General features: G+C 57.6%; 14 protein-coding genes. 10 read left to right on the top strand and 4 right to left on the bottom strand.

All coding sequences use genetic code 11. From position 1 onward, the window contains the following. Positions 1 to 180: 180 nt before the first annotated feature. The gene (gene fabG, locus N879_RS19325) at positions 181 to 921 is read left to right on the top strand and encodes a 3-oxoacyl-ACP reductase FabG (RefSeq protein WP_009456856.1); all 741 of its coding nucleotides are present in this window, start codon (positions 181 to 183) and stop codon (positions 919 to 921) included. Positions 922 to 1121: 200 nt separating this feature from the next. Here fabG and proP read toward each other — a convergent pair whose 3' ends face one another. Continuing rightward, on the bottom strand, positions 1122 to 2654 hold the full coding sequence (proP, locus tag N879_RS19320) for a glycine betaine/L-proline transporter ProP (protein WP_022983652.1): 1533 nt from the start codon (positions 2652 to 2654) through the stop codon (positions 1122 to 1124). A 253-nt stretch (positions 2655 to 2907) separates the two neighbouring features. After that, the gene (locus N879_RS19310) at positions 2908 to 3852 is read right to left on the bottom strand and encodes a LysR family transcriptional regulator (RefSeq protein ID WP_022983650.1); all 945 of its coding nucleotides are present in this window, start codon (positions 3850 to 3852) and stop codon (positions 2908 to 2910) included. A gap of 106 nt (positions 3853 to 3958) precedes the next feature. Here N879_RS19310 and N879_RS19305 point away from each other — a divergent pair, with 106 nt between their 5' ends. The 6 genes from N879_RS19305 (at position 3959) to N879_RS19280 (ending at position 10451) form a co-directional block, all read left to right on the top strand. Next, positions 3959 to 5443 (top strand): N-acyl-D-amino-acid deacylase family protein, encoded by a 1485-nt coding sequence (locus N879_RS19305; protein WP_009456854.1) that lies wholly within the window; start codon positions 3959 to 3961, stop codon positions 5441 to 5443. A 121-nt stretch (positions 5444 to 5564) separates the two neighbouring features. After that, complete coding sequence (locus N879_RS19300) at positions 5565 to 6977, top strand: gluconate:proton symporter (protein ID WP_022983649.1); 1413 nt, start codon at positions 5565 to 5567, stop codon at positions 6975 to 6977. Positions 6978 to 6996: 19 nt separating this feature from the next. After that, complete coding sequence (locus tag N879_RS19295) at positions 6997 to 7842, top strand: serine hydrolase (protein ID WP_009456850.1); 846 nt, start codon at positions 6997 to 6999, stop codon at positions 7840 to 7842. 22 nt (positions 7843 to 7864) lie between these two features. Further along, positions 7865 to 8689 (top strand): carbon-nitrogen hydrolase family protein, encoded by an 825-nt coding sequence (locus N879_RS19290; RefSeq protein ID WP_009456848.1) that lies wholly within the window; start codon positions 7865 to 7867, stop codon positions 8687 to 8689. 29 nt (positions 8690 to 8718) lie between these two features. Continuing rightward, on the top strand, positions 8719 to 9522 hold the full coding sequence (gene hutG, locus N879_RS19285) for an N-formylglutamate deformylase (protein ID WP_009456846.1): 804 nt from the start codon (positions 8719 to 8721) through the stop codon (positions 9520 to 9522). A gap of 80 nt (positions 9523 to 9602) precedes the next feature. Then, positions 9603 to 10451 (top strand): putative RNA methyltransferase, encoded by an 849-nt coding sequence (locus tag N879_RS19280; protein WP_022983648.1) that lies wholly within the window; start codon positions 9603 to 9605, stop codon positions 10449 to 10451. Here N879_RS19280 and N879_RS19275 read toward each other — a convergent pair. Further along, positions 10448 to 12037, bottom strand: coding sequence for a sensor domain-containing diguanylate cyclase (locus N879_RS19275; RefSeq protein WP_022983647.1), 1590 nt, complete (start codon positions 12035 to 12037; stop codon positions 10448 to 10450). The two genes, N879_RS19280 and N879_RS19275, sit on opposite strands and share 4 nt — an antisense overlap. Before the next feature lie 267 nt (positions 12038 to 12304). Between N879_RS19275 and acnA the strand changes: the two genes are divergently transcribed. After that, the gene (gene acnA, locus N879_RS19270; protein WP_009456832.1) at positions 12305 to 15058 is read left to right on the top strand and encodes an aconitate hydratase AcnA; all 2754 of its coding nucleotides are present in this window, start codon (positions 12305 to 12307) and stop codon (positions 15056 to 15058) included. A 127-nt stretch (positions 15059 to 15185) separates the two neighbouring features. Next, the gene (locus N879_RS19265) at positions 15186 to 16601 is read left to right on the top strand and encodes an MFS transporter (protein WP_022983646.1); all 1416 of its coding nucleotides are present in this window, start codon (positions 15186 to 15188) and stop codon (positions 16599 to 16601) included. Here N879_RS19265 and N879_RS19260 read toward each other — a convergent pair. Further along, entirely contained in the window at positions 16598 to 17452 is an 855-nt protein-coding gene (locus tag N879_RS19260; protein ID WP_022983645.1) for an aldo/keto reductase, read from the bottom strand. The two genes, N879_RS19265 and N879_RS19260, sit on opposite strands and share 4 nt — an antisense overlap. Before the next feature lie 301 nt (positions 17453 to 17753). Between N879_RS19260 and N879_RS19255 the strand changes: the two genes are divergently transcribed. Next, positions 17754 to 18301 (top strand): 3-methyl-2-oxobutanoate hydroxymethyltransferase (locus N879_RS19255; protein ID WP_022983644.1); only part of this gene is annotated, 548 nt, incomplete at its 3' end.

The raw sequence follows: 18301 nt of genomic DNA, 5'->3' as shown, positions 1-18301 counted from the left end.
CCCCTTTCGGGGCCATTGTGTCTGTGTACAGTTTGCCCACCGTGACTGGCGGTCTGCTTGTGATCGGAGTACAAAACAGTGTGCTGGTGCAAGCAGGTCCACAGGAAAAGGTCTGTACGGCTGCGGTCAAGCCCTTTTGTTTGCACAACAGCGTTGAACAATTTCTAAAAGGTAGCTGGAATGCGATTGAAAGATAAAGTGGCCATAGTCACCGGTTCGGCAGCTGGAATTGGTTTGGCAACGGCCAGGAAGTTTGCCCAGGAAGGGGCGATTGTGGTGTTGTGCGATCGTAATGCGGATGCCGTCAATCAAGCAGCGCAGTCTTTAAGTGGTAATGGCGTTACCGCCGTAGGCTACACCGTGGATGTGACGGACCGTGCACAGATTGACGCCATGGTGGCGGATGTGAAGCAAAAGTTTGGCCGCATTGATGTGCTGGTGAACAATGCCGGGATCACCAAGGACGCCAAGCTGGTACGCATGACCGAGCAGCAATTTGATGATGTGATTGATGTGAACCTGAAAGCGGTTTTCAACTTCACTCAGGCCGTGGCCGCGGTGATGCTGGAGCAGGAAAGCGGTTCCATTCTGAACGCTTCCAGCGTGGTGGGTTTGTACGGTAATTATGGTCAAACCAATTACGCGGCCAGCAAGTTCGGGGTGATAGGCTTTACCAAAACCTGGGCCAGGGAGTTGGGCCCCAAGGGGATACGCGTCAATGCCGTCTGTCCCGGTTTTATCGAGACAGACATTCTGAAAACCATCCCCGAAAAAGTGCTGCAAGGCTTTCGTGATCATTGCTGGCTGCGTCGCATGGGCAAGCCTGAAGAGATCGCCAATGTGTATGCGTTTTTGGCCTCGGATGAAGCCAGCTTCATCAATGGCACGACGCTGGAAGTGTCGGGCGGTTTGACGGTTTAATACCGTGTTCTGAACGATGGCTTGGAGGACTCCTGCTTGAATCCTGAGCCGCCACAAAAAGGCCTGAATCTGACTTGAAGCAGATTCAGGCTTTTTCTACGGGAACAAGCGGTTTGGCGTTGTCGCTGTGAAAGTTGCAGGGGGCGGTTCAGGCCCCCCATCCGACAGCACCTACCCTCTATATAGAGAGGACTGTTTCATTAATCCAGCTCGGGGTGGCGGTCCACCAGACGCTGGCGTTTTTGCTTCAAGGCTTCCAGTTCTTCCTCGGCCTTGGCAATGGCTTCTTCCACATCTTGCACGCTTTGTTCGATGTGGTCATACGCTTCTTGCAGCAGTTCCTTGGCTTCCTTGCGGTTGGAGGCGGTAGGTGTATCGCCGCGCAAGGGGCGGTTCGCCGTTTCGGGCAGGAACAGGGCGGTAATCAAGCCGATGACGCTGGCAAACATCAAATAGTAGGCAGGCACCAGCAAGTTGTTGGTCTGCTCCACCAGCCAGGCCGCAACTGTAGGCGTCAGGCCCGCCACAATGATGGCGATGTTAAAGGAGGCGGCCAAGGCGCTGTAACGTAGCCGGGTCGGGAACAGGGCGGGCAGGGTAGAGGCCATGACCCCGGTCAGGCAGTTCAGTAAAACGGCCAGAATCAGCAGCCCCAGGAAGATCTGCACATTGCTGTCGCTACCAATAAAGTGAAAGGCGGGAATCGCAAAGATCAGCAGGCCCAGACTACCGGCCATCAGAAAGGGTTTGCGACCTATCTTGTCGCTGACAAAACCCACCACCGGTTGCACGAACAGCATCCCTATCATCACCACCACAATAATGAAGACACCATGTTCTTCGGCGTAGCCCAGGCTGCTGGACAGATAGGTAGGCATATAGGTCAGCAACATGTAATAGGTGATGTTGGTGACCAGCACCATGCCAATACAAATTAGCAGGGCTTTGCGGTACTTGGAGAATATCTCGCCAAAGGAAACCGTGGGGCGCTCTGTCAGGGCGGCACGGTCTTCTTTCTCCATCTTTTCCAGTTGCTCGGTAAAGGCGGGAGTCTCTTCAGCGGCATGGCGCAGGTACAAGCCCAAAATACCCAGTGGACCGGCAATCAGGAAAGGAATGCGCCAGCCCCAATCCTGGAAGGTCTCTTCGGTCAGGGACGTTTGTAGCAGCACGACCAAACCGGCGCCCAGAACAAAGCCCGCGATGGAGCCAAAGTCCAGCCAGCTACCCAGGAACCCGCGCTGCCGGTCGGGCGCGTATTCGGCCACAAAAACTGCCGCGCCAGTGTATTCACCGCCTACGGAAAAGCCTTGGGCCAGCTTGCACAGCAGCAGCAAAATGGGTGCCCAGATGCCGATGGATAGATAAGAGGGAATCAGGCCGATCAGGAAGGTGCTGATGGCCATGATGATAATGGTCAGGGACAGCACTTTCTGACGACCGAACTTGTCCCCCATCAGTCCAAAGAACACACCTCCCAGAGGCCGCACCAAAAAGGGCACCGAGAAGGTACCCAGGGCTGCAATGGTTTGTACTGCGGGAGAGGCATCGGGGAAAAAGACTTTACCCAAGGTGGCGGCCACAAAGCCGTAAACGCCAAAGTCAAACCATTCCATGGCGTTGCCCAAGGCAGCGGCGGTTACGGCTTTTTTAAGTTTGCTGTTGTCTACGACGGTAATGTCGTCAATGTGAAGCGGCTTGGCGTTGCTGGATGCCGCGGAGGACTGCGTCATATGGCTTCTCCTGGAGAGCAGGACAATGACCTGCAGGTTCGCCCTTGTGCTGTCGATCCCAGAGAAGGAGCACTGGCATGACGGCATTGTGATCAGGCGAGGCTTGGAGGCGATTCTACGTCCAGCTTTGCTGTTCGTCTATCGAAGGGAAAGGGTCGAGCAGTCAGGGCCAAGTCGCGAGAAAAACGGGACGCGACTTGCCGTCCTTATTGTTACTGAGCCCAAGCCTGTCTCCCACCACATTTGCACATACTTACAGGGCGCGGCATCCAGGCGGTAAAGGAGCTTTTTTCACGTAGGCTCGCACCTCATCGACCAATGCCGCCGCCGCGGGCGTCAAGTCATGTTCTTGGTGAAACATCAGACACAAGGTACGGACCAGCGTGGGGGCCTGCAGCAAGGAGAAGCTCAGACCGGGCATCAACACCCGTTGTGCCGCCAAGGCGGGCAGCAGGGCAATGGCCAGACCACTTTGCACCAGCGCTGCTTGCGAGGTGGTGCTGGACGCTTCATAAAACGGGGCCGAGGTTTCGATGGGCAGGTCCGGGCGGGACTGCAGCACCGCCATGATGCCGGTTTCGTCTACGACGCCCACCAGCTTGCGCTCATTCAGAGCAGACCAACTGACCGTGTTGTTGGTATCCGGTTTGATCAGCTTGTCGTCGCTGCGATAGAGCACGCCAAACTGGTCTTCCAGCAAGGGTTGACTGTCCAGCCCTTGGACATCCGCCCAGGGGCTGGTCAGACCAAAGTCGATCTCCCCAGCCACGATCTGGCGTTGAATGCGTCCCGAGTTGTCATCCCGTAAATACAGACGGACCGCCGGATGCTGCTGGGAGAAATTGGCGGCTGCCGGTGCTATCAAATCCGTAATGGCCGACGGCGCTGCGGCCACACTGACCCGTCCGCTTTTCAATTCCCCATAACGCATGACATCGCTGATGGCGCCATCAAAATCTGCCAGCAGGCGGGTGATGCGCGGCAGGAACTCCTGACCAATAGGCGTCAGGGATACACGCCGACTGGTGCGGTTGAACAAGGTGGTATTCAGGGCAACTTCCAACTGCTGGATCAGGCCCGTGACCGAGGATTGTGTTTGAAAAAGACGACGCGCGGCATGGGTGAAACTGGCCTCCTGGGCCACGGCGACAAACGCGTTCAAGTGCTTGAGCGTGATGTGCTTGGGAAGTCTGTCCATATCATTTTCTGATTAATCAATTAACTTAAACAATTTTTCATATTAATAATACCTTTGGATAATGCGGTCAACTCCCCTTTTTGTGGGAGGGTTAGTGGAGACGTAGATGCAGACAGACGACCGCAGGCTGGACGTCAAGATCAGCAATGGCTGGATTATTGATGGCTTGGCCACCCCGCGTTGGCGTGGTGATGTGGGTATTCGAGAAGGACGGATTGTCGCCGTGGGCGACTTGAGCGCCTGGCACGCCGATCAATCGGTGGACGCCAGCGGCCATGTGGTGGCTCCTGGATTTATTGATACTCACGGCCATGATGATTTGATGTTCATCGAGCGGCCTGTTCTGGACTGGAAAACCAGCCAGGGCATTACGACGGTTGTGGTCGGCAATTGTGGCGTCAGCGCTTTCCCGGCTCCTTTGCCTGGCAACTCGGCAGCGGCTTTGGCCTTGCTGGGCGATTCTCCCTTGTTTGCAGACATGGCGCAGTACGTGCAAGCCGTGCGCAAGCTCAAGCCCATGATCAACGTGGCGGCTCTGGTCGGTCACGCGAATCTGCGCATGGCCGTGATGCAGGACCCCTTGTCCCAGCCGAATGCCGATGAACAAAAGGCCATGGAAGCCTTGCTGGCCAAGGCCTTGGAAGAAGGCGCCGTGGGCTTTAGTACCGGCCTGGCTTACGAGCCCGGCTGCATGGCCGAGCCGGCCGAACTGGAAGGTCTGGCCCGTGTTGCCGCTTCCAAGGGCTCCTTGCACACCAGCCATATTCGCAATGAAGGCGACACGGTGCAGGAGTCGGTAGAAGAAGTGCTGGCGGTAGGCCGCCAGACGCAGTGCGCCACCCTGGTGTCGCACCACAAGTGCATGATGCCGGCCAACTGGGGCCGCAGCAGCCATACCTTGGCCAATATTGATCGGGCCCGCGCTGATGGCGTGCAGGCCACCCTGGATATTTATCCCTATTCGGGCAGCTCCACGATCCTGATCCCCGCGCGCGCCCACACCATAGACCAGATTCGTATTACCTGGTCCGAGCCTCACCCCGAGTGCAATGGCCTGTATCTGGCCGAGATTGCCGAGCAGTGGGGCTGCGACCGGGAAACTGCCGCACGGCGTTTGCTGCCTGCTGGCGCGATTTATTTTGCGATGGACGAGAAAGAAGTCCAGCGCATTTTCAGCCACCCATGTTGCATGGTGGGCTCGGACGGATTGCCTGCGGATGCGCATCCCCACCCTCGTTTGTGGGGGAGTTTCACGCGCATTTTAGGGCGGTACGTACGCGAAGATGGCCTGATGTCCCTGGAGCAGGCGGTTGCCAAAATGACCGCCATGCCTGCCTCGGTCTTCGGGCTGGAAAACCGCGGCGTGTTGCAAGTCGGCGCCTGGGCGGATCTGGTGGTGTTTAATCCCGAAACGGTGCAAGATTGCGCCACTTGGGAAGAGCCCACCTTACCGTCTCAAGGTGTGCAGACCGTGTTTGTGAATGGCGTACAGGTTCATCCTGTTGCCCCGGAGCAGCGGCCCGGCCAGGTGCTTGATCGCGCCTTTGCCGCTCAGGCACAAAGCCTGGATGCGCCGATTATCCCGCTATAAGCGGCGCGTCGGACAAGAAAACAGTCGCTGTGACCTGGGGCGGTCAACCAGGGCAGGGCGATTGCATCACATGCAGGCCGGTTTTTGAAAACTGGCCAGGAAGGATCGTTAAGGAGACGACATGAGTGTCATTCAGCAACAAATGCCAACGGGCAAGCGCAATGCTGCCATGGTGGTGTTTTTAATTGGCATGGCGATTGCCTTGTACACCCACTTTTACATGCCGGGTGAAAGCTCCCTGTGGGGCTTGACGCCGGTAGTGGTGTTTGCGCTTATCGCCTTGTTGGGTGTGGATATTGTTCTGGCCACGATTGGTGCGATTGTATTGGGCGCCATCATGACCAGTACGACGCCCATTGCCATGGGCAAACTGCTGGCCGAGTCCCTGGGCTCGTTCATCGCCGTGGTGGGTTTGATTATTGTACTGGGCGCCGGGGTGGGTGAAGTGGCTGCCCGTACGGGTGCCGCCGAGCAATTGGTGCGAGCTATTGTGAAGCGTATTGGCTTGTCCAATCCGGTGCGTGTGCGTCTGGGCATCATGGTGGCCTCCACCTTGATCTGTGGCGCTCTGGGTACGCTGGCTGGCGGTAACGCCATTATTGCTGCGGTGGTGATTCCAATTGCCGCGGCCGTGCGTCTGTCCCCTCCCGCTGTGGCTGCCTTGTTCCAAAGTGCCGGTTCCGCCGGTCTGGTGCTGGGCCCATTCACCCCTAACGTGGTTACGGTCACGGGTCTGACCGGTCTGAGCTACACCGATTACCTGCTGGTTGCTGGCTTGCCCATGGCAGCGGCGACCTTGCTGACCGGCTGGTTCATGTCCGGTCGCATTCAGAAGATGACCAAGGACTATTTCCAGTACGAAGAAGCCTCGCAAGGTCAGGCTGCTTTTGACGTGAATGCCAAGGCTTCCCCCAAGGCTGTGCGCGCTGCCTGGGCTTTCTGCATCACCATTGTGGGTCTGGCTGCGGTGGGTATCGCCTCCAAGGCCGGTTTTGCTTACGCCATTATCGTGATGGTGTCTCTGGGTGCGGCAACCGGTCTGGCCGGTGGTATGAACCCACGTGAAATTTTGCAGGCCATGTATGCCGGTGCGGGCAAGCTGATCTGGATTTTCTTCCTGTTCTGGCTGTTCAACCCGGTGCTGGTGCTGGTGGATCAGTTGAACGCCTACCACGCCTTGCTGGACTCGGTACAACCGTATCTGGTGGGTATTAGTGGCGCTGTGCTGTGCATGTTGATTGTGGCCTTTAACGTGGTCGGTCACATACCGGGTGCGGCCGTCGCGCAGATGACCTTTACTGCCAAGATTTTTGGCCCCGTTCTGGCTGCGGCTGGTGTGGGCCCTGCAGCTACCGCTGCCGTTATTCTGGGCAGCTCGCAGATTGACTGGTTTGGTCCTTTCCCCTCTTCGGACATGTTCGGCCAGATGGGCCTGGCGCGATCCACTCAGCTCAAATACATGTTGTATAACGGCTGGGCGGTCATGATCATCAACTTGTTGATGTTCGCCGGTCTGTTCATGATTCTGGTCTGAGTACTGAAGGAGAGTGTGTATGTTTACCTTAGGAAGCGAGTTGCTGGATGCGCCACTGGTTCGTGAGCGCCTGCAGGAACGACTGGAGCCTTTGCTGACCCAGGAGTCCGCCCGTATTTCGATGGCGGTCTACGCTACCGACGGTACCTCCTTGTTCGAGTGGCATGCGCAGCGCGTCATGCCCTCGGCCAGCCTGATCAAAACGCCCATGCTCCTGTGCCTGCTCGAGCAAGTTGCTCAGGGCAAGCTGTCGCTGGATACGGTTTACCCTCTGCCCGAGGGCGACCGTACCCCTGGCACTGGCATCTTGAGCCAGCTGCCCGGCGTGCCCAGCCTGAGCCTGCGCGAGCTGGCCCTGCTGATGATTATCCTGAGCGATAACGTCGCCACCAATGCCCTGATCGACTTGCTGGGCATGGATAACATCAACGCCTGGAGCGCCCAGGCCGGTTTGCAGCATACGGATTTGCAGCGCCACATGATGGACATGAAGGCGCGCGAGGCCGGTAAAGACAACTGGACGACCGTTCAGGATGCCTGCTCGACCTTGCTGTATCTATTGCATTCGCCTGCCCTGCCGGAAAGCCTGCGTCAGCAGGGGCTGGACATGCTGGCGGATCAGCGTGAACGAGGTCACTTTGCGGCAATTTTGCCTTCTATCGCCCAACTGGCTCACAAGACCGGCTCCTTGCCCGGCCTGCGTCACGATGCCGGTATCTTGACGATGGGCGAACGCAGTGTGGTGCTGGCCGTGATGGCCGATGGCTTTACCGATGGCCGCACCAGCACCTCTTTATACGGTGGCCAGGGAGCGGGTGTCTTGTCCCGTCTGGCCTTGGAAACGGCCCGCGCCTTGCAGTATTGAGCCGGTCCGAAAGGATAAAAGTATGTCTACGACACGTGTTGCCCTGGTTCAATTGGATAGCGGCCGCGACCGCCAAACCAATCTGGACCAGCTGGAACATTGGGTGCTGGCCGCTGCCAAAGACGGCGCACAACTGATTGTGACTCCCGAGTACAGCGATGTACGTGGTGATACGGAATGGTTGCAGCAAAATGCCACGCCCATTCCGGGTCTGGTGACCGATCACATGGCCAGCCTGGCGCGCCGCACCGGAGCCTGGATTCATCTGGGTTCCATGCACGAGCGCCGTCCTGATGATCATCGCCTGGGCAACACGAGCGTGACGTTTTCACCAGAGGGTGAAATCGTGGCGCAATACCGCAAAGTGCATTTGTACGATGCGGTGGTGAACGGTCTGGAATACCGCGAGTCCGACGATTTCTGCCACGGCCAGCGTCTGCAAAATGTGCAGGTCGGGGATCTGAATCTGGGTCTGAGCATTTGCTATGACATGCGCTTTGCCGAGCTGTTCCGTACCTTGCGTGCCCGTGGCGCGAATGTGCTGGTAGTGCCTGCCGCCTTTAATGTGCATACCGGCCGTGACCATTGGGAAGTGCTGTTGCGCGCCCGAGCCATTGAAAATCAGTGTTACGTGCTGGCCGCCGCGCAGATCGGCGGTCCCGGTCCTGCCATGCCGTGCTTGGGTCGCAGCATGATTATTGACCCTTGGGGCACCGTATTGGCCTGTATGCCTGATCATCCAGGCTATATTTGCGCCGATCTGGACCCCGCTCGCGTGCAGCGCATGCGTGAATCACTTCCGGCCTGGCAGCACCGCCGGGGTGATCTGTATCCTATTCCTTCTTGATTGTGTGCTGAAACAGACTGGAGTCTGCCATGACTGTACCTGCTGCCTTTGAGTTTTATCCGGGCACTGCCCCCTTGTTGATTTCCATGCCCCACTCGGGCACCTACGTGCCTTCGGACTTGCTGGCGCGTTTTACGGAGTCAGCGCGTCAGGTGCCGGATACGGATTGGCATATTCCACGCTTGTATGAGTGCGCCCAAAAATTAGGTGCGTCCGTGCTGGTGGCGACGTATTCGCGGTTTGTGGTGGATCAGAACCGCCCGCCTGACAATGCCAGCCTGTATCCCGGTCAAAGCGTCACCAGCCTGTGTCCCGTGGACACGTTTGGCGATGAACCCATCTACCAGCCTGGCCAGGAACCGGACGAGCGTGAGGTTGCCCAGCGTCGCGAGACCATCTGGTTGCCGTATCACCAGAAGCTGGAAGAAGAGCTGACGCGTTTGCTGGCCCTGCATGGCCGTGTGGTCCTGTGGGATGCGCATTCGATTCGTTCGGTCGTGCCGCGTTTTTTTGAAGGCCGCCTGCCGGATCTGAATTTCGGGACTGCCAATGGCCAGAGTTGTGATCCTGCCTTGAGCGAGCGTCTGATGAAAACGGCCTCGGCCAACAAAGACTACAGCAGCGTGTTGAATGGCCGTTTCAAAGGTGGTTACATCACCCGCCACTACGGACGTCCCGAGCAGAACATCCATGCTGTGCAGCTGGAAATGGCGCAGTGCTGCTATATGGAAGAGCAGTGGCCCTTTGAGTACAAGGAAGAGGCTGCCCGCAACATTCAACCCCTGATTGAGGCCTTGCTGCGCGACGCGCTGGCCTTTGCGACCGAGTCGTAAATTCATCCTGAGCCCCGGCACAGACAGGCCGGGGCGCTACACTATCGCCTTGGCCACGGTGGCCGTAGAGCGATTCATCCATGTCTGACCTTTCCCCGCCCCTGTTCGAGAAACTGTGCTGTCCTTTGGACGGCTTGCCGCTCTCGTTTGAGGCTCCCAGCTGGCGCTGCCCCTCGGGCCATTGTTTCGATACGGCCAGCCAGGGCTATATCAATCTGCTTCCTGTACAAAACAAGCGTTCACGTGATCCGGGCGACAGCAAGGACATGGTGGCGGCGCGGCGTCGTTATCTGGGGTCCGGGGTGTACGAGCCTATCGCCGCTGGTGTGTGGCGTGCCTTGATGGATGGCCTGGAAGGGGAGGCGCCTTATGCCTGTCTGGATGCGGGCTGTGGCGAAGGCTATTACCCGCGTTATTTGCGTCAGCAGGATCAGGATGGGCAGTTGGCCCTGATTGGTCTGGATATTTCCAAGTGGGCCGTCATGGCAGCGGCGCGCAGTTCCTCGGACATACGTTGGCTGGTGGGTAGCAATGCTCAATTGCCCGTGCCGGATGGTGCTTTGGATGCCTTGCTGTGCATGTTTGGCTTTGCCGTGCCCGAGGAGTTCTTGCGCGCGTTGAAGCCGGGCGGTATCTGGGTGCAGGTGGAAGCGGGGCCAGACCATTTGCTGGAACTGCGCCGCATTATTTATCCGACCTTGAAAGCCGATAAGGACGAGACTTTGCAGTCCCCGGTCGGTTTCAGTCTGGAAGCTGTTGAACGTGTCCGTTGTCAGATCAGCCTTGATTCACAAGAGAAAATTGCCGATCTGCTCTTGATGACGCCGCATTTGTTCCGGGCCAGCGCGCAAGGGTTGGAACAGGCTCGTCAATTGACGAACCTGGATCTTCAGGTGGATGTGCATATCAAGGTCTTGCGTCGTCTTTAAGCTGATCTGCTCTGAGCGTCGCTGGCGGCAGGATCGCAAATTTCTACGCGGTTGCGTCCATTGCGCTTGGCCTTGTAAAGCGCTTCGTCCGCCAGTTTCAACACCGTGCTGTGTTCTCGGGCATGCAAGGGCCAGTGTGCCAGCCCGATGGAAATCGTAATGGGTGAGCCAGTTGGGCTATTGGTTTCGCTGATCAAAATGCGCAGGCGCTCGGCCAGTTGCACGGCCTGGTCTACATCCTGATCGGGCAGGAAAATACAGAACTCTTCACCCCCGACCCGACAGATCAGGTCCGTATCGCGGGTGCAGGCCCGCATGGTGTCGGCCAGAAAGCTCAGCACCAGATCGCCCACATCGTGCCCGTAGGTGTCGTTCACGCGTTTGAAGTGGTCAATATCCACTGTCAGCACGGAAAAGGGGGTGTCCGTTTCTTTCCATTGTTGCAGCACAACAGCCATGCCTCGGCGGTTGTTCAGCCCGGTCAGCGGGTCGGTATTGCGCTCCACATCCATGACGCCCATTTTGCGATTCACACGCTGCAAGCCCAGCAACATGGCCAGCTTGATCTGGCGGGACTCGAAATACCAGGCATGAACTTGTTCGATGCGCGAGCTGGCCTTGGCTGAGTCCAGATGCGGAGCCTGGCGAGCCAGTTGTCGCAAGGGTTTGGCGATCAGCATGGCCAACATCCAGATCAGGATCTGCACCGCCAGGAAAAAGGGGATGGAATTGCGCAGCACCTTGCCCAGCAGGACCGTTAATTCATCCAGCACCACTTTGGTGGGACTTTGCACCACAACGCCCCATTTCACATCGTTGCTGGGCGCAAAACCGGCCAGCATGTCTACACCTTTCACGTTGCGCAGGGATAGAGCGCTACTCTCGCCCTGGCTGACAGCGTCAATGGCCGGGTTGCCGTGTATGACTTCGCCAATCCGGGCGACGTCACGGTGGAAAATCAGCCGTTTGTGCTGGTCGACCACATAAATGTAAGATCCATCACGATAAAAGTGCTCGCCTAGTAAGGCGTTCAGGCTATTGGGCTCGTGCAGGTAGATGGAACCGCCTACCAGGCCCTTGTAATTGCCTTCCGCATTAAAAATCGGGTGGGACAGGAAGATCAGCAAGCGCCCGGTTGCGGACAGATAGGGCTGACTGACCACGGGCTTCCTGGTTTTCAGTGCCAGTTTTGTGCCCTCCCCTCGTAGTGTCGTGCCAAGCAGGTTGAGCTGTTGAGGAGCATTGGCCAGAACCCGGCCCTCGGTATTCAGAATCAAAACCGAGTTAAAGCTATTGTTTTGTTCTTTCAGGCGCCTTACCTCGTCACGTAGCATGGGCTCGTTGCCCTGATTCAGGGAGCGGGAGAGTTCATTGGCGCTATAACGAAGTTGCTGTTGCAAATTGGCGATGAAGGCATCGGTGCTGCTGGCCAGTTTCAGCGCGTAGGCGCGGTTCTTTTCCAGCGCTTGCTCGATCAGCAAGGAACGCTCCGCTGAATAGGCTCCATACAAGGTGTAGCCCATGGTCAGCAGACTGCTGGCAGTAGCCAGCAAGAGAATCAGCCGGCGCAGATCAACAAAAAACATGAGGATGGGCGAACGCTCGAAGTAAAGGGAGGGGCTGGGGAGGCCGAACAGACGGTCGTAAGACGCCTAAAGCATTATACGTAAAGAATGTTTCCGAGTTTGAGGAGGTGTGACCCAAGGCCACAGGAAGGACGTCGCGCAGGGCAGGGGATTACGCCAGAGTGTAAGATGTGAAATGGTCTAGACCAATAGACAGTTACCACATGTGTATCGCTGGCTGGGTAGATTGGATGGTATCGGCCGGCACTTTTCCATGGAGATCCCGATATGAAAAGCGTAGATAGTTTTAAGGCTTTGCACCAGTTGGATGTCGGCGGGCAGTCCTACGACTACTATCGGTTAGATGCGGTTCGTGGAGATGGCCTGGATGTTGCCAGCCTGCCTTATGGCTTGAAGATCCTGCTGGAAAACTTGCTGCGCACCGAAGACGGTGGCGATGTCACGGCCGATGATATTCGCGCCCTGGCCGCCTGGGACCCTGCTGCCGAGCCCGATCGTGAAATCGCCTTTACCCCCGCACGCGTTGTGCTGCAGGACTTTACCGGTGTGCCAGCCGTTGTGGACCTGGCCGCCATGCGTGAAGCCATGCAGGCCTTGGGCGGTGACCCGCAAAAAATCAACCCCCTGGCACCGGTAGAGCTGGTTATTGACCACTCGGTGATCGTGGACGACTTTGGCAAGCCCAGCTCGTTTGAACGCAACGTGGAAATCGAATACGAGCGCAATATGGAGCGCTACCAGTTCCTGCGCTGGGGCCAAAGTGCTTTTGATAACTTCAAGGTCGTGCCACCGGGCACCGGTATTGTTCACCAGGTGAACCTGGAACATTTGGCCCGCGTGGTCTTTACGCGCGATGAACAAGGCCGTCAGCTGGCGTATCCCGATACCTGTGTGGGTACGGACTCGCACACGCCTATGGTGAACGGTCTGGGCGTGGTGGCCTGGGGCGTAGGCGGTATCGAGGCCGAAGCTGCCATGCTGGGCCAGCCCATTTCCATGCTGATCCCTCGCGTTGTGGGTTTCAAGCTGACGGGTCAAATGCCTGAAGGCACCACGGCTACCGACCTGGTGCTGACGATTACCGATATGCTGCGTCAGCATGGGGTGGTCGGCAAGTTTGTGGAGTTCTACGGTCCCGGCGTCAGCGCTGTGCCTTTGGCCAACCGTGCCACTATCGGCAATATGAGCCCTGAATACGGCTCCACCATCTCCATGTTCCCCATCGACGAGGAAACCCTGCGTTATATGGAGCTGACGGGCCGCAGCAAAGAGCAGATCGAACTGGTACGCGCCTACGCCAAGGCTCAGGGCCTGTGGCACGATCCGCAGCACGAGCCTCGCTACTCCGAGCGCCTGGAGCTGGATCTGTCCACCGTCGTGCCTTCGATTGCTGGTCCCAAGCGTCCTCAGGACCGTATTGCCTTGTCTTCCTCCAAACCGGCATTCCGTACCGCTGTGCGCGACTTGCTGGGCGACGATGTAGCGACCTACGATGAGGCCGTGGAAGAAAGTTTCCCCGCGTCGGACGTGCCTTCGCACAAGCCGCCAGCACCCCGTAAAGCTGCTGTGAAATTCACCTTGGCCGACGGTAGCCAGTGTGAGCTGGACCACGGTTCAGTGGTGATTGCCGCCATTACCTCGTGTACCAATACCTCCAACCCCAGCGTCATGATGGCCGCCGGTCTGTTGGCCAAGAAAGCCGTGGAAAAGGGCTTGAGCCGCAAGCCTTGGGTGAAAACCAGTCTGGCCCCCGGATCGCGCGTGGTCACGGACTATTACCAGCGTGCAGGCCTGACTTCCTATCTGGACAAGCTGGGTTTTGATCTGGTTGGCTATGGGTGCACTACATGTATTGGTAACTCTGGCCCCTTGATTCCAGAGGTCAGCCAGGCCATTAACCAGAACGATCTGGCCGTGGTGTCCACGCTGTCCGGTAACCGCAACTTCGAGGGCCGTATTCACCCCGAAGTGAAGATGAACTACCTGATGTCGCCACCGCTGGTGGTCGCCTACGCCTTGGCGGGCACCATGGATATTGACCTGTACCACGAGCCTTTGGGGCAGGGCAGCGATGGCAAGGATGTATTCCTGAAAGACATCTGGCCGTCTGCCGCTGAAGTGCAGGACGTGATCAGCAAGGCGATTGCCTCGGATATGTATCGTGATGGTTATGCCGATGTGTTCGCCGGTGACGAGCGCTGGCGCTCTCTGCCTACCCCCAAAGGGGATCGTTTCGAGTGGCAGGATGATTCCACCTACGTGCGCAAACCGCCTTACTTCATTGATCTGAAGCGCGATCCAAGCCCCGTCTCGGACATTCGAGGTGCGCGCGTGCTGGCCAAGCTGGGCGATTCAGTGACAACCGATCACATCAGTCCCGCCGGTTCGATTGCGCGTACCTCGCCTGCGGCAACGTACTTGATGGATCACGATGTCAAACCGCAGGATTTCAACTCCTACGGTTCGCGTCGCGGTAACCATGAAGTCATGATTCGCGGCACTTTCGCCAACGTGCGTCTGCGCAACCAATTGGCTCCGGGTACAGAAGGCGGCTATACACGCGACTTCACGCAAGATGGCGCACCAGTGGCCACGATTTACGATGCCTCGCGCAATTACTTGAATGCCGCTGTCCCGCTGGTGATTCTGGCCGGCAAGGAATACGGCTCGGGTTCTTCGCGTGACTGGGCGGCCAAAGGTACGGTGCTCTTGGGCGTCCGTGCAGTTATTGCCGAGTCCTACGAACGTATTCACCGCAGCAACCTGCTGGGCATGGGCGTGATGCCTTTGCAGTTCCCGGCTGGTCAGAACGCCGAAACCTTGGGCCTGGCGGGGGATGAAATCTTTGATATTGAAGGCATTACCGCCCTGAATCAGGACAAGATTCCCGAGAAGGTCAAAGTGCGTGCGGGCGATATCGAGTTCGAGGCTCTGGTCCGAATTGATACGCCTAGCGAAGCGCATTACTACCGTCACGGCGGTATCATGCAGTACGTTTTGCGGGGCTTGTTGAAAGCGTAAGCCTGGCAGCAGGTCAAGGCGTGTGCATGCACGCCCAACAGTGCGTCAGTTGTGCCCTGTGCAACTGGCGCACTGGTGTGTTTGAAGGGCCGGCACTGTTGCCGGCTCTTTGTTTGGATAAAGAAAAATGGCAAATACCCAAGAAGCGTCTTGGTCTGAACTCCTGTCTGGCCGTAATGGCTTGCGCTCACTGGCCTTGGCCGGGGGCGTGGCCGTTCATGCGATCAACGTGTACGTGGCGACCACGATTCTGCCCTCGGTGGTGGAGGATATCGGCGGGCTGGAGTACTACGCCTGGAATACCACGCTATTTGTGGTGGCCTCGATTCTGGGCTCGGCCCTGTCGCCACAAGTTCTGGAAAAACTGGGTCTGCGTCACAGCTTCTTGATGTCCTTGCTGTTCTTTGCCATTGGCACGACCCTGTGCGCGGCAGCGCCTTCCATGCCTTTCCTGCTCTTTGCCCGCACGATTCAAGGTTTGGGCGGCGGCTTGCTGCTGGGCCTGAGCTATTCTTCTATCCGGCTGGTATTTGAAGAGCGACTTTGGCCGCGCGTCATGGCCTTGGTGTCCAGTATGTGGGGCGTGGCAACCTTGTCGGGCCCGGCGATTGGTGGGATATTTGCCCAGATGGGGCAGTGGCGTCTGGCTTTCTGGAGTGTCCTTCCTTGTGCTGCTTTGCTGGCTATTCTGGTCTGGACGCAATTGCGCGATGCGCGTGCGCCTGAAACTCGTAAATCCGGTTCCACTTTGGGCAAGGTATTGCTGCTGACCGCTTCTGTGCTGGTCATGTCCGCAGGTAGCCTGTCTACTTCCTGGATGATCAATCTGGGCGGTGTGCTGGGCGGGGCGATTCTGGTTTATTTGATGGCGCGTGCCGACAGCAAGTCGGCCAGTCGCCTGTTTCCGCAGGGTACTTACTCCATCAGCACGGCCTTGGGCAGTCTGTATGCCGGTATTGGTCTGGTCAGCGTGGCCGTGGCAACGGAAATTTTCATTCCGTATTTCCTGCAGATCATCCACCACATGAGCCCGCTGAAAGCAGGCTACCTGACGGCCTTGATGTCAGGCGGCTGGACCCTGGGTTCTATTGCCAGCTCCAGTCGGGGGCTGAAAACCGGGGATCGCATGATTATTGCCGGGCCTGTATTGTCGGGCCTGTCTCTGGTAGCGCTGGGTGTCTTTATCCCGTGGGTAGGCTTGAGTGAAGGCACGGACTATTCCTGGGCCTTGTACCTGTCTTTATTGGGAGTCGGAGTGGGGATTGGTCTGGCCTGGCCGCATTTGCTGACGCGGGTATTTCATTCCGCGCCCAAGGGGCAGGAGAATATTGCCTCGGCCGCCATTACCACCTTGCAGTTGTTCACGATGGCATTGGGTGCGGCCTTGGCAGGAATCATTACGACAGCCTCGGGCTTTGTGGACCCCGGTGGGGTGCAGGGCGCACGCCAGTCGGCGCAGGCTCTGCTGTGGTTGTTTGCCCTGGCGCCCCTTCTTGCAGCCTTCTTGTCCGGGCCTGCGCGTCGGGTGCGCCCCAGGGCTTAGTCCTGGACGGTGCTTTTGGGCAGGCGGAACAGTTCTGGATCCGGGCCAAGACGGCCGTCGGCCTGATCCAGGCTGGCAATGGCGGCCATATCGGCTTCGCTTAGCTCAAAGCTGAAAATGTCCATATTGTCGCGCTGGCGTTCGGGGGAGTTGGACTTGGTAATCACCATATTGCCCAGCTGAATCTGCCAGCGCAGCATGATTTGCGCCACGGAACGGCCATGTTCCTTGGCAATCTTGTTCAACACCGGGTTGTCCCACAGCGTGCCCAATCCCAGCGGGCTCCAGGCTTGCGTCTGGATGGCGTGGTCTTCGTGGTAATGGCGCGATTCAGCCTGCTGAAAGCCGGGGTGCAGCTCGATCTGGTTCAGTACAGGCAACACACCTGTCTTGTCCAGCAAGGTTTGCAGGTGCTGGGGCAGGAAGTTGCACACCCCAATCGACTTCACACGACCTTCATTGCGCAGATTGATCAGCGTCTCCCAAGTCTGGATGTACTGGCGGTTCTTGGGCACGGGCCAGTGAATCAGGTACAGATCCACATAGTCCAGCTGCAGCTTGTCCATGCTTTCTTCAAAGCCTGCACGGGTATTGTCGTGGCCATGCATGTCATTCCACAGCTTGGTGGTCACAAACAGCTCTTCGCGTGGCACCTTGGACTGACGAATCCCTTGGCCCACCTCGGCCTCGTTACCGTAGATGGCGGCGGTATCGATCAGGCGGTAGCCTGCTTCGATGCCACTGCACACCACATCGGCCGTTTGCTCGGCAGGTACCTGCCACACGCCCATGCCCAGTTGTGGCGCACGGTTATCGTCGTGGAAGGTGATTGTTGGGGGGGTAGTCGACATAGGTCTCTCCTCGGTTGAGTGCACGGCAAAACAGCCAGGACATGGCTGATGAAACCACCGCGCATTGGGAACGATCGGGCTCTAGAGTACAGGCGGTGTCAAAGCAAAAGTCCTTAAAAGGACATGAATCCGCATGGGATGGACACGCGAAGCTTGTACGTAGGCAGGAAATTAGCTTATTGTTTTTTGTCCTGCGGCGATTATAGAGGCGTCGACTGGATTTTTTCTTAAGATGTTGCAATCTGCATCATTCATGATCCCATATAAGCTTTAGCTCTATGGGATTCCAGCTGGAGTAAGTATGAGCGTACATACCACGCAGGTCCGCGTTAGCGTACCCGCCTTGATCGCCTGCAAGGGCAAACAAAAAATTGCTTCATTAACAGCCTACATCGCGCCTATCGCACGTATGCTGGACGAGCACCTGGATATGATTCTGGTGGGCGATTCGACCGCTATGGTGGGCTATGCCATGCCCGATACCTTAAGCATTACGGTCGATATGATGGCGGCCCATGCTGCTGCCGTGGTGCGTGCGACTCAACATGCTTGTATTGTCGTGGATATGCCGTTTGGCAGCTATCAGGAATCACCCCAGCAGGCATTTGCCAATGCATCGCGTATGCTCGCCATCAGCGGTGCCCAATCGGTGAAGCTGGAAGGCGGTCAGGCCATGGCTGAAACCACGCGCTTCCTGGTCGAGCGCGGCGTGCCCGTGCTGGCACACGTGGGTTTGATGCCCCAGTACGTCAACACCATGGGCGGTTACAAGGCTCAAGGCATGACAGATGCCGCTGCCCAACGTGTGCTGGAAGACGCTGTGGCTCACGCACAGGCGGGTGCCTGGGG

The organism is Alcaligenes sp. EGD-AK7, assembly GCF_000465875.3.
GTDB lineage: Bacteria > Pseudomonadota > Gammaproteobacteria > Burkholderiales > Burkholderiaceae_B > Alcaligenes > Alcaligenes phenolicus.
This window is presented reverse-complemented; position numbering and strand designations above follow the sequence as displayed.